The sequence below is a fragment of the Ferroplasma acidarmanus Fer1 genome, from assembly GCF_000152265.2.
GTDB classification, from domain to species: Archaea; Thermoplasmatota; Thermoplasmata; order Thermoplasmatales; family Thermoplasmataceae; genus Ferroplasma; species Ferroplasma acidiphilum.
The window spans coordinates 411,579-423,945 of the sequence record NC_021592.1; the positions used below are offsets into that span (position 1 = coordinate 411,579).

The following is a 12,367-nucleotide window of genomic DNA, read 5'->3' on the forward strand; positions in this document are numbered from 1 at the left end:
TAAAGAATTAATTTTTCCGGATTAAATATTGCTGTTATTTAGTGGTAAAAGGAAAATGTTTTAAATTAATAAAGCATTAATTAGTTATGGAAGCTAATCCAGAACATATTATGAAAACTGCAAATATGCTTAAAATCCTTGGGCTGTCGTCCTATGAAGCACAGGCCTTTGCCTCATTAGTATATCATGGTGTGGCAAACGCTGATACTATTGCGGATACGGCCGGGATTCCCAGAACTTCTGCATATAAAGTAATGGAATCGCTTGTTTCACGGGGGTTTGCCAGGGAAACAGAGGGGCGCCCCAGAATGTTTAAACCTGAAGATATGGGGAAAATCAGGGAAAACTTCATAAACAGCGTCAACAAACTGTTTGATGATTTGAGGGAACTGCAGGACGTGCTTCCATCCAAGGGAGACCCGCAACTTGTTTTCACAATTTATGGAAGGTCAAAGGTAATGAATAAAATGGCCGAGATGTTCGATTTGACAGAGCGTGAAATTCTTATTGCAACACCGAGAATAAGGGAAATAAGGAGTGAGTTAAAGAAAAATATCGATAATGCCCTTAAAAGGGGTGTAAAAGTGGTTTTTATTACACCGCCGAATAAGAGGGTTCCGCACAACACAGAGGTGCATAGAAAAGAAGGGCTCATAGCAACAGATGTTGCAAGCGACGATTCACGTGCAATGCTGGCAGGAGCGGATCTGGATGCCTGCGGTTACACCGATAACCCTATACTCTCCCTGCACGTACTGCAATTTATTAACATGATGATGAATGATGAAGTCAAAATGTGATTTTGGTGATTTTGATAAATTAGTTGGAGGGCATGTATCAATAGCAGGAAGTATCGGGCTTTCACCGGAGAGGGCTGCTGCCTTTGGGTTCAATACATTCCAGATATTTGTTAAAAGCAACCTCCAGTGGAAATATAAGCCTGTTACTGAAGAAGAGGTGGAAAATTTCAGGGATGGAGTAAAGAAATTCCATATGGCAAAACCGGTTGTACACGCCACATATCTTTTAAACCTCGGTTCAGAAAACCGCGAACTGGTTGAGAAGTCTATGGATGACATAAAATATGAGATAGAGGTATGCAATAGAATTGGAGTTGACAGGCTGGTACTGCACCCAGGTTCCAATAGCAACAGGGAGATTGCATTAAATTCGATTATGGAATTGTTAAATTCACTGGAAACAGGAAATGTGACAATGCTTATAGAAAATTCATCCGGCAAAGGAAACACGGTTCCAGCAACATCGGAAGAGATGGGAAAAATGCTGGATTTATCAAAAAATAAGATAGGCATATGCCTGGATACATGCCATTTCTTTGCTGGGGGTTATGATTTGAAAAATGGCTACAAAGAATCTATTGATTCACTGAGATCCAATGGTATTACAGGCCATATAGGCGCATTGCATATCAATGATTCAATGTTTGATATTGGCTCCAAAAAGGACAGGCATGAAAATATTGGAAATGGATACATAGGAGATGCTGGATTTTCAAACATAATAAATGACAGGACATTCAATAATATACCTATGATTATGGAAACTCCAGGTGGAGATGAACATTATTCAGGAAATATGGAAAAATTGAAGAGCTTGCTGGTGGTGCAATGAATATTAAAGAATTCAAACCGTATATATTCTCAGGAAACATAGTAGATTCAGTATCGCCTCCATTCGACACAATAACAATTGAACAGGAAAAAAAGCTCCGGGCTGCAAAGTATAACATTACAGCATTAAGCCTTCCGGAGTATGGAAATTCCAGTTTAACACCGGAAAAACTCATCAAAAAATGGATTGGCGATAATGTTATCTACCCTTACGGGAAAGATATTATAATAATATTGAAACAGGTATTTTACATTAATAAGGAAATTATTACAAGGTACGGCATCATATCGCTTGCGGAAATAGATAGTAGCCTGAAAGCACATGAAAGTACATTTGAAAAACAGGTTCTGGAAAGAAAAAATGTAATGATCTCACTGAACGGGGAGCCGGAGCCAATTTTCATTGTTGTGCCAGATAATGGGTTTGATAAAATGGTCAGGAGATTTGCCAGCAACCTTGAGGAAAAATTCAAATTTGAGGAGCCGAGTGGAGTGGAAAATTATGTTTATTTTCTGGAAGACCAGGAAAAAATAGAAAAACTGAAAGATTCCATAAAGAATGACCAGGGGATAGTTGCAGATGGGCACCACCGTACACAGGCAATAAAGGATTTAAAAAAGGAAACAGGAGACAGTTTCTGGAATTATGCCATGGCATATATAACTTCAATATATGACAATGGATTAATGATTGGTGGAGTAGACAGGCTTGTCTACAGGACCAACTTTGAGGAGAATATCCCTAAAATAGAAAATTTATTTGACGTAACTGTTGAACGTACAATAGTGGAAGATAATAATATTCGTGTTTATAGCAGGGGGCTTTTCTATAAGCTTGTACCTAAAAAATATGCAATTGACCAGGTAATGGATAGCAAGTATGAAGTATCCACTGAAATAGTAAATAAGATATTATTCGGGGAAGTGCTGGGAATTAACAAAAGTAACATGCAAACAAAAATAGGGTATATATATAATACCACAGATGCCATAAATGCGGTGGATATGCATGAATGCGACTTTGCCATTATAATACCGCCATGGCAGAAGGATGTTTTCCTGAAAATGGCTCTGGATGGCGTAATATTCCCGCAGAAATCAACATATTTTTATCCAAAAATCCCATCAGGAATTGCTATTTACCTCAAGCCATCGTAGCTCAGCAGGAAGAGTGGCTGATTCGTAATCAGCAGGTCGCGAGTTCAAATCTCGCCGATGGCTAACCAACAAAAGGTTAAATCCTTCTGTATCCATAGGGTAGTAATGGCAATATATGGAGTAGAACGAGCTATAAAATCAGAGCGTGTAAGATTAACACAGAAGCCAGGGATGGTGAGAAATAAAAACCAATAATAAAGCTAATTAGGTGTTTCCTTTATAAGCATTTTGAAAAGCTTGTCGATGGAAAATCCAAGGAAAATAGCAGATATTATAAAAATAATAATAGAATACCACAGACCAAGTATAGCGGTTATAATAGATAGCACAAAAAGAAAAAAATTAAGGATAAATAATTATGATATGCTGTTAGCCTTACTTTACGTGTATCATTATTCAAAAATATATCTGAAATTATGAAGTATATTGTTAATATTAATGCTGATGATTCGGCAAGGGCGGAATAGTAAATCATGCTATTTTCAGGATTTCATATATTGCTTTTCTAACGCCTGGATCCATGTTCATTTTTTCTATTTTTTCTTTATCCTTATCTGTAAGACCATACTGTTTTATTATTGCATAAGCCAAGCTGTAATCAACATAAAACATTTCCTTGAATTTTAAAGAAATCATAAAAATATATCCAATTATTGTATATAAGCGTTTATGGACTTTTGGAGACGAATTTTTTAAGGCTCTATTCAGATAGATTATATTGGAAAAAAGCCAGTGCGATGCAGAAATAAAATAATCGTAAATCTCCTGGAAAAAATTTTACAAGATCAGAACCTGCTAAAGAAATTTAAGGATAAAAATTGTGAGAAAAATTAATTATATTTATATGCGCGCATATACGATATATCTTTATGATGCCAAAACAATAGAGCTTACCCTATATAATATCAAAGTATTTTGTTGAAAAAACAATTTAGCTCTGGGATAAATAAATAAATTAGATTATCCAAACACATAAGAACGAATCATTTTGTTGCTAATCCTGTTGATCCAAACAGGCGCTCGAGGGATAACTTTTGATCTACTGTAAAGAGTTGAGCCTTCCCGCTTACTGTAATAATATAGATAAAGAGCTAATCAATGAATAAGGTATTAGGGTTTATTGCTATTACGCATATTTTTCTTTATACTGTATTCCGCAAAGAAAAACGAGCATATTCCCAATACCATTGCATTTATACCGGCAATTATCATGTATTCAAATGGTAATTTGCCAGTATATATCATAAAAATTGTCAATAAATTCGCAAATGCATCGGTAAGTAGAATATAGCCAATAATTCTAAGTTTTAATGGAAAATTTTTAAAAGTTTCTATATGCATATTCATATTTTTGCCTCAGAAACCCCATGGAACCGGATTACAACCAAATTCTGGAGAACCAAACCATGTTGTCCCAATATTGCCTCCATTACCGCACTCATATGCAAGAATGCCTATTGCTACACTCCCTACCCCCATAATTGCAGCTGCGACAGCTGGTATAGCTGCTAATCGAATACCCACTATTGTTCCTGTGGTAAAAAATGCAATTACGCCTGCCACGGTCGCTCCACTACCTAATGCTATGGATAGCAACTCGAGTTCGGAAGGCGAAAAACTTGCCGTCCAACCAAAGAATCCTGTACTGTACTTTGCGTCTCCCGGTGTATAAGTAGCAGCTATGCTTGTCTGTGTATGGTTAGTCATATTGCTGGTATTTACAGATAAAGCAATTCTATTGTAGGAGATTTTATATATACTCCTACGATTTAATCTGAAACTTTGCTCCTACTGTGGTTAAGAAATTCTATTATATAAATTCTTTAACAAATATTATTTTATCCTTATTGAAAACTATTGCAATTTCATAGCTCCTGTCAATGTCGTTGAAACTTGTGTGGGAAGTCCAGTTTCCTGTATATTTATCAAATTTCATTTCCCTTATCCTTATATTTTCAACGCCCCCATAATTATGGTATATGTATTCCCTGATAAATGCAGCAGCTGTGTTGCGGTCTTCCATTGGAATGCATATATAAAAAATATAAAATACTTGCTTATATTGTTACTTAAAAATTGAAAAACCCTTATAATAATAGAATGTATTATTGATTATGGAGTTTAAATTAACCATAGATCGTATGGAAGATTTAAAGAGTACTATAGTCGAACAGATAACAAAAATGGAGAATATTCCAGCTGAAAATGTTGAAATTTTAGATGTATTTTATTATTCCGGGCTAAAGAAATGGACTGCCAGTGTGGCTTTCAATGTGAATGGAAAGCATTATGTGGCGAGCATGGATATACTGGAGAATGGGCTGGTGGCCAGATACCAGCAGAGGGAGAAAAATGAAAACTGATGATTGCCCGCTGAGCATTGCTTTAAGGCCGCTCAGGGGAAAATGGGAGCCCCTTATAATAAAATATTTATCAATTAACGGGAGTTCAGGATATAGCGAAATATCAAATTCTATGGAAAATATTACACCAAAGGCATTGACTGAGGCATTAGGGAAGCTTTCCACTGAGGGTATAATAGGGAAAAACATTATTTCATCTAAGCCGGTACGTGTGATGTACTACCTTACCGATAAGGGGAAAGCAATGATAGACCCGCTTGATACTATTGAATCCCTCAATAAGAATAGGAAAAACTAAATATGCCTTTTTTGTTTAGCTTTATATGTCAGGTAATTCATATTATAACGAAAATTCAAGGGAGAGGCTAAATAGCATATCAAGATTGCTTTTGCTCATATCAATTGGATTCTTTATAGCTGCTTCCCTGATAAACACAATATATACATTAACTACCCACCATAGTGGTTTGTTTAAAGTTGGTGACATTATTGTTATTATATTCGATATTTTCTATGCGGCTATAATACTCAGCATTTATAGTTCAGGCAAGTTTGATATTACGGATAGGTTCATATTTATGTCACTGATTTTATTTTCGTTGATTTTCATTTCTGAACTTCTATTGTCAATTAGCATAGGGAGCACAATAATTCCAGCTATTCTGGGGTTTGTTTCACTTGCTTTCGGGTATCTATATTATTTCTTTAAGGATGACGAATTAATTTCGAGGATAATGATTATAATCGCGGCAATGCTTGCATATATTGGATTGATCGGTTACCCGCTTGCACCATATATTTTTGTATTCGGCACATCCTACCTGAATTCAGCCCTGTGGGCACAGGCTTTTATAGTGATGGAAATTCTTCTCATCCTTGGATTTATCTTCAAACCCTCTGCAATGATATCGGATTTTCTTACCAGTTCTGCAAAACCACTCGCAATATTTATCTTTGGCATAGGATTAATTATTACAGGCGCGTCCATGGTTTCTTACAATGTTGTGGCACTCCCTGCAGCACTTGGCGATTCTATTTCTGGAGTGCTCATAATTGCGGGAATCCTGGCATTAATTACAGGAATATTATTCGTTATCCAGTCTATAATGAAATTTTATGATTCTGTAATAAAACCAAGAATACATTTTATGAGATAAAAATTATATTTAATCAGGGCATCAGTAACTATGACATTTGATGACCTGAAAGAATTTATAAAATATCAGGAAAGTAACGGCGACCTGGTAAGGGTAAACGAAGAAGTCGATCCTGAACTGGAACTTACATATATACTGAGCGAGGAGGAACGCATAGGCAAGAAGAGAACCATGCTATTCAACAATGTTAAGGGGTCAAAGATGCCCGTAATAGGAAATATATTTTCATCAGATAAGAAAATAGAGGCTATACTGGGTGATACGCCGTATAATATCGGCCTCAAACTAAAGAATCTGGTGAGAATACCTGATGATACCGAGTCCATGATATCACGCGGGCTTGAAATGCTGAAGGAAATGAGTGGAATAAAGCCCAAGGTTTATAACAGGAAAAATTCTGAATTTGAAGTTGTAGAGCCGCATTTATCCGATTATCCAATAACAAAGAACTGGCCGGGAGATGGCGGCCGCTATATAACAATGCCTGTTGTCATGACCAAGGATCCGGATACAGGAACGAGAAATGTTGGAACTTACAGGATGCAGGTATACGATGATGAAACTGTTGGCATGCACTGGCACATACATAAAGGCGGTGCAGAGCATATGGACAAATACAGAAACGAGGGTAAAATAATGGACGTTGCTGTTGCAATAGGCGTTGACCCTCTTACATTCTTCTCTTCAATAGCTCCACTACCCAATGGAATTGATGAATTTTCTTTCAGGGGAATACTTGCAAAGAAACACCTTGAGCTTATAAAAGGCGAAACAGTTAACATGGAATATCCAAGAAGTTCTCAGATTGTGCTTGAAGGTTATATAGACCCTTCTGAAACCAGGATCGAGGGGCCATTTGGGGACCATACAGGCTATTATTCACTTGAAGAAGCTTTCCCCGTATTCCATGTAAAGAAAGTTGTACAGAAATTAGAACCTGTTTATTCCACCACAATAGTTGGAAAACTATGGCATGAGGATGTAAGGATTGGAAAAGCAATAGAAAAGATGTTTCTACCGTTAATTCAGATACAGATACCTGAAATTGTTGATATGAACATACCTGAAGAAACTGTAGTAAGCAACATGATAGTTGTATCAATTAAAAAAAGGTATCCCGGACAGGCTAAGAAGGTTATGTTTGCCATATGGGGCACCGGGCAGATGATGTTCACAAAAATTGTTGTTGTAGTTGATGATGATGTGGACGTACATGACATGAAACAGGTTATGTGGGCAATGACTACACGTATTGACCCGGTTAACGATGTTTTTATGGTTCCAAATACCCCGACAGATTCACTTGACCACCCGGCAAGGCTATTTAACCTGGGTTCAAAGATGGGCATAGACGCAACCAAAAAGTCACCAGCTGAAAATTATAACAGGCCGTGGCCAGACACATTATCAATGACACCGGAAATAGAAAGAAAGGCAGATGAATTGCTCAAAAAGCTTGAACAGCCACATAGCTGATCAGGAAACTTTTTTGAATTTAAGTGAGATAAACTCTCCAGAAGTATTTATTTCACGCTCATACCCATCGAAGTTCAATGATTCTGCGTATTTCTTTGAAATAGAATGTTTTCCGTGCAGTGACATGGGAGATTTGTAATAATCCTGCATAAATTCTATTATTAAAAATGTTCCATTATCGGCTAATTTTGAAAGTATGTACTTGATATTGCTATCCCTATCCTGCCAGTGGTGGAATGACAGTGTTGTATATATAAGGTCAAATTTGTTGTCAAATGGAATATCCCTGCTGCTCCCGGGCTTGCATGATGCCTTTATGCCGGCTTTTTCAAAATTCTTCTGCTCCGCCTTTACCATATTTAACGATGGGTCTATGGCAAAAAACTTTGCATGGGGAAATTTTTGTGATACCATTAATGACAGTTTGCCCGGGCCTGCACCGATATCCAGTATAGACGACGGTTCCATATCCTTCATTTCATCCAGGGCAAAGCCATATAATTTTTTTAAAAGCCTCCAGGCAACACGATTGTAAAACGATGTTGTGAAAAATCCGAACTTTTCTTCACCTTCCAGATAATAATCTTTCATATTATGGTATTGTGAACAGGAATTATAAATTTTCTTATTATTGTTAATATATTATTATATATATTTTCTGAATAATTGTGGTTTTGTTATTTTGGTGTGCCATCGATTTCTACGTATTTGCATTTATCGCACAGCCACCCTACTGCTCTATAGGATACTGCACCTTCCACTATATCCTGAACGTATAACCGTTCCATAGGATAGTTTTCCTGTGTGCTGGACCTTCTTATCAATCCCTTTTTAACCTGTATATGAGCCTCTGAGGGGCAGAACTTTACGTCAGCCATATATATTCAATTATATATATTTGTATATTATATAAATTATTCCACGAAGCTTTAATTCACTGCTAGCAATTCCAGGTATCTGAACAGGGCAAAGTGATAATATTAGAATGGTTTGATGCTTTATTTCAAAAAATTTGCAGATGAAATTGGATAATAATGTTAAATAAAAGATATTCAGGCAAAATTAAATTATGGATAGGCAATATACACAGGTGGACGCAGTTATAATGGCTGGTGGGAAAGGTAGCAGGATGGGCACAGCGGAAAAAATGCTCCTGAAAATAAATGGAGAGAAAGTTATTGATGCTATTATTAAAATCCTGCAAAATCTAAATTTTAACATAAGCCTTTGCATAAGTGAAAACACCAGATTTCTTGATGGGTATCATTCTTTAAGAACAATAATGGGGCAGGGCGATTATGCGCTTGACCTCAATTATGCCATAAAAACGTGCTCGTTGCCTGTATTAATTGTTCCATCTGATGTTATAATCACGCCTGATATGATACACGATTTCGTTACAAGCGCATCTTCCCTGGACACTGCAATTGCAACACTAATTGTTAATAATCAATTATCCGGAATTTCTATGTTTTTTAAAAAACCGGAAACAGGAAATCTCCCATATAAAAATATAGAGATATTAAGGGATGATTTTTTTAACCTTAATTATCCTGATGACTACAAAGAAGCTTTACAGAGGTTTGGAAAATAGCAAAATTTTTTTAACATGTACACATTCGAGTATTACTGGACTAGACCGGGGAGCTAGGCACTCCCTGTGACCCGTGCCGAAATGCGGGGGCGACTGTCTGGTGAGGGCAACCAGGCCTTTGGCAGTCTTCATGAAATCGTAGAGTCTCTGTCCTTTTGGATCGGGGGTTTGCATATGCAACTTCAAAGGATGATGCATATACAATCTGTCGGGAAAACCCCGCCAGGCCCGGAAGGGAACACCGGTATTCCGAACCATCGATGCTGAGAGGGTGCGGGGAGGAGAGGAAGTGGAGGACGCTACCAAAACACCTGGTCTGAACCAGATGTGTCCAGTATTATGGTTATTTATGTATAAAATTATTCAGGACCCTGTAAATGGACCGGTAAAGATTGAGGGGCTCTTTAGCGAAATTGTGGATTCCCGCTACTTCCAGAGACTAAGATATATAAAACAACTTGGACTCTGCAACCTCGTATTCCCTGGCGCAAACCATACACGGTTTGAACACTCTGTCGGTGCAATGTTTATGGCCCATGAGCTTTCAGAGAGCCTTGGAGTGAAAGATGAGATACCGGCAATTGCAGCCCTGCTGCACGATATAGGCCACATGCCGTTTAGCCATGGGTTGGAAAATGAATTTTACGGGCTTTACGGAAAAGTGCATGAGGATATGACAAAGGATGTTATTCTGGGAAAGGGGCCATACGGTGATAGCACCATTCCTGATATTCTTGAAAAATATGGTTACAACCCAGGGGAAATAGCGGAAGTGGCAACAGGTTCTTCTAAAAAATATCCTTTATATTCAACAATGGTTAGCGGGCCAATAGATGTGGATGAGATAGATTACCTCAGGAGGGATGCTTTATTCTGCGGGGTAACAATGGGACAGATCGATTATAAAAGGCTTTTCAATACATTAATTGTGGAAGGAACAGACCTGGTTGGAGTGGAAAAATCAATTCCGACGATAGAATCCATAATAATAACCAGGATATTGATGTTCAATACAGTTTATTTCCACAAAACCTGTAGAATTGCACAGAAAATGCTTGGATATGCATATCTTGAAAATAATGAAAAGAACAGTGATGACATGAAAATGACAGATTACCAGTTTATTAATAAGCTGGAACATGGAAATTCTTCAGAACTAGTTAGAAGCATAATGAACCGCAATCTGTTCAAGGTTGCTTACAGGGGAGCCTATACAGAGGAATCTACGTCAAATATAAACTCACTGCTACAGGATTTCCAGGAACACGAATATATTGTTGATATTATTCCACCACTGTATTTTGCTGGCAGCAGCAGGATAAAAAATTATGCGAAAGTGCATTACAGGGGCAAAATGGAAAACATAAACAACGTGTCATCTATGGCAATGGCCCTGTCAGGGGAGATGGAAAATAAACAGTTAATAGTATCTGCTTCAGAAAAGTCATATGATAAAATAAGGAAATTATTAAATGGCATATGATTTTCACAAAAAAACTACATCTTTAGACCTTTTAAAATATTCATGCCTAATGTTTTATGAAATACGGTTCTTATAACCGTGCCATACGTTTTCTTCAGGTATGAAGAAGCGCAGTTAGTCTAAATACAATCTTTATAGCTTTAAAAAAACACCGGAAAATTAATTCCATGCAAAAACCCTTATAATTATGCAGAGGACGGGATTTGAACCCGCGAACTCCTTCGAGACTAGACCCTTAATCTAGCGCCTTTGTCCTAACTCGGTAACCTCTGCCCTTGGGTATTATTTTTAGATATATTAACTTTAATCAAATTTCCAGCGAAAAACCAGAATCAGTATATCCAGAATTGAGTTCCTATCTATACACTATAATAAAGGATAGTACGTTTCACAATTAATATGTATGTGCCACTACCGTATAATTTTGTAATTAACAACTTTATGAATTAGTCAATATATACTGTATTCAGATTTATTCCAATTATACAGGCACAGCGGGAATAAATTTAAACAATTTAGGTTGAAAATGTAGTTTAAACTACTTTCTCATTATACGGTATAACACAGCCAGTGCCACGCTAATTGTCAATATCCACCGATTTATAGTAAGAATTGATACATATTTGCCAGAGTCTCCGATATAAATCAAATAAAAATATACAAAGAGGAATATAAATCCATAAATAAGTAGAACATAATAAATAATTCTAATGCTTAACGGTAAATTTTTAAATGGTTCTAAATGTCTATTCATATTATTTACCTTAATAACCGTACGGGACGGGATTACAACCAACTTCTGGATGGACAAAAATATTTGTCCCCATCCAAGCTCCATTACCGCATTTATGTGCAAGGTCGGATAATCCTATAGCTCCTAACCCCATAATTATTGATGCGACAGTAGGTATTGCGGCTATTGCAGCACCTATCCCACTGAATCCAGTAATAAGTGCGATTATAGATGATACAGCATTTCCCGCATTTAATGCTGTCACTATTTCACAAAGTTCGGAGTGCGAAAAGCTTATAGCCCAGCCATCCCACCCGATACTGTACTTTGCATCTCCCGGTGAATAGGTAGCAGCTATACTTGCCTTTGTATGGTTAGTCATGTTGCTGGTATTCACTGCACCTGTTGTATTGTTTTCATTAACATTGTGTGAGTAATGTGAGAAATTTCCATCACTGAATGCCATTATATTCACTCTTCCAGCCTGAATATTGTTCTGATAAATAACCCAGGATGATAATGAACCGTTTATGAAAGTTAAGATCATAAACCCATCGCGTAATTTTACTGTGTTTATTGTTATATTTGGATGATTTAAAAGAAAATGTGGAGTAGCCTGATTATTCAATTGATATGCTTTACCCTGCTGTGGTATTGCTGTACTGCTTTGAGCTGTATGCATATTATCTGCCGCAGGAATAAATGCGAGCATTATAAATATTGCTGCCATTAACACACCTATTATTACCTTCTTTTTATTCACAATGATATT

Annotated in this window: 16 protein-coding genes, 2 tRNA genes and 1 other RNA gene; 12 read left to right on the forward strand and 7 right to left on the reverse strand. The window is 37.0% G+C overall.

The features are described from left to right. Positions 1-86 precede the first annotated feature (86 nt). The 5 genes from FACI_RS01890 (at position 87) to FACI_RS10195 (ending at position 3,209) form a co-directional block, all read left to right on the forward strand. Positions 87-800, forward strand: a complete 714-nt coding sequence (locus FACI_RS01890) for a TrmB family transcriptional regulator (RefSeq protein ID WP_019841382.1) — start codon at positions 87-89, stop codon at positions 798-800. Continuing rightward, positions 784-1,632 carry a deoxyribonuclease IV gene (locus FACI_RS01895; RefSeq protein ID WP_019841384.1) on the forward strand — a complete coding sequence of 283 codons (849 nt, stop codon included), beginning with the start codon at positions 784-786 and terminating at the stop codon, positions 1,630-1,632. Before FACI_RS01890 ends, FACI_RS01895 begins: the two co-directional genes overlap by 17 nt. Next, positions 1,629-2,789, forward strand: coding sequence for a DUF1015 family protein (locus FACI_RS09920; protein ID WP_009886406.1), 1,161 nt, complete (start codon positions 1,629-1,631; stop codon positions 2,787-2,789). The genes FACI_RS01895 and FACI_RS09920 overlap by 4 nt, the downstream gene beginning before the upstream one ends. After that, positions 2,780-2,852 (forward strand) — tRNA-Thr (locus FACI_RS01900). The genes FACI_RS09920 and FACI_RS01900 overlap by 10 nt, the downstream gene beginning before the upstream one ends. 180 nt (positions 2,853-3,032) lie before the next feature. Beyond that, entirely contained in the window at positions 3,033-3,209 is a 177-nt protein-coding gene (locus tag FACI_RS10195; protein WP_009886407.1) for a hypothetical protein, read from the forward strand. Between the two features lie 51 nt (positions 3,210-3,260). Here FACI_RS10195 and FACI_RS10200 read toward each other — a convergent pair whose 3' ends face one another. From FACI_RS10200 to FACI_RS01915, 3 genes are all read right to left on the reverse strand, one after another. Next, positions 3,261-3,425 carry a hypothetical protein gene (locus FACI_RS10200; RefSeq protein WP_009886408.1) on the reverse strand — a complete coding sequence of 55 codons (165 nt, stop codon included), beginning with the start codon at positions 3,423-3,425 and terminating at the stop codon, positions 3,261-3,263. 720 nt (positions 3,426-4,145) lie between these two features. Then, entirely contained in the window at positions 4,146-4,496 is a 351-nt protein-coding gene (locus FACI_RS01910; protein WP_009886410.1) for a hypothetical protein, read from the reverse strand. Between the two features lie 103 nt (positions 4,497-4,599). Then, the gene (locus FACI_RS01915) at positions 4,600-4,812 is read right to left on the reverse strand and encodes a hypothetical protein (protein WP_009886411.1); all 213 of its coding nucleotides are present in this window, start codon (positions 4,810-4,812) and stop codon (positions 4,600-4,602) included. Between the two features lie 91 nt (positions 4,813-4,903). Between FACI_RS01915 and FACI_RS10080 the strand changes: the two genes are divergently transcribed. The 4 genes from FACI_RS10080 to FACI_RS01930 are packed head-to-tail and all read left to right on the forward strand — an operon-like array spanning position 4,904 to position 7,785. Continuing rightward, entirely contained in the window at positions 4,904-5,152 is a 249-nt protein-coding gene (locus FACI_RS10080; protein ID WP_009886412.1) for a hypothetical protein, read from the forward strand. Then, entirely contained in the window at positions 5,142-5,450 is a 309-nt protein-coding gene (locus FACI_RS01920; protein WP_009886413.1) for a winged helix-turn-helix transcriptional regulator, read from the forward strand. The genes FACI_RS10080 and FACI_RS01920 overlap by 11 nt, the downstream gene beginning before the upstream one ends. 25 nt (positions 5,451-5,475) lie before the next feature. Then, positions 5,476-6,309: a hypothetical protein gene (locus tag FACI_RS01925; protein WP_009886414.1), complete on the forward strand. Its 834-nt coding sequence runs from the start codon at positions 5,476-5,478 to the stop codon at positions 6,307-6,309. A 30-nt stretch (positions 6,310-6,339) separates the two neighbouring features. Beyond that, a complete protein-coding gene (locus FACI_RS01930; protein ID WP_009886415.1) occupies positions 6,340-7,785 on the forward strand; it encodes a menaquinone biosynthesis decarboxylase in 1,446 nt (481 codons plus the stop codon). Here the strand turns inward: FACI_RS01930 and FACI_RS01935 are convergent, their stop codons facing one another. Together FACI_RS01935 and FACI_RS01940 are read right to left on the reverse strand one after the other, a co-directional pair. Continuing rightward, positions 7,786-8,376 carry a class I SAM-dependent methyltransferase gene (locus tag FACI_RS01935; protein WP_009886416.1) on the reverse strand — a complete coding sequence of 197 codons (591 nt, stop codon included), beginning with the start codon at positions 8,374-8,376 and terminating at the stop codon, positions 7,786-7,788. Between the two features lie 86 nt (positions 8,377-8,462). Beyond that, positions 8,463-8,663 (reverse strand): hypothetical protein, encoded by a 201-nt coding sequence (locus tag FACI_RS01940; protein ID WP_009886417.1) that lies wholly within the window; start codon positions 8,661-8,663, stop codon positions 8,463-8,465. Between the two features lie 191 nt (positions 8,664-8,854). On the opposite strand from FACI_RS01940, the gene FACI_RS09735 reads away from it, so the two are divergent. The 3 genes from FACI_RS09735 (at position 8,855) to FACI_RS01950 (ending at position 10,862) form a co-directional block, all read left to right on the forward strand. After that, a complete protein-coding gene (locus tag FACI_RS09735) occupies positions 8,855-9,379 on the forward strand; it encodes an NTP transferase domain-containing protein (protein WP_009886418.1) in 525 nt (174 codons plus the stop codon). Positions 9,380-9,412: 33 nt separating this feature from the next. Next, positions 9,413-9,716: signal recognition particle sRNA (gene ffs, locus FACI_RS09925), an RNA gene on the forward strand. 12 nt (positions 9,717-9,728) lie between these two features. Then, positions 9,729-10,862 (forward strand): HD domain-containing protein, encoded by a 1,134-nt coding sequence (locus tag FACI_RS01950; protein WP_009886420.1) that lies wholly within the window; start codon positions 9,729-9,731, stop codon positions 10,860-10,862. A 188-nt stretch (positions 10,863-11,050) separates the two neighbouring features. Here the strand turns inward: FACI_RS01950 and FACI_RS01955 are convergent. Continuing rightward, positions 11,051-11,135: transfer RNA gene (locus FACI_RS01955), tRNA-Leu, on the reverse strand. A gap of 491 nt (positions 11,136-11,626) precedes the next feature. Then, positions 11,627-12,358, reverse strand: coding sequence for a hypothetical protein (locus tag FACI_RS01960; protein ID WP_009886421.1), 732 nt, complete (start codon positions 12,356-12,358; stop codon positions 11,627-11,629). Positions 12,359-12,367: the final 9 nt, after the last annotated feature.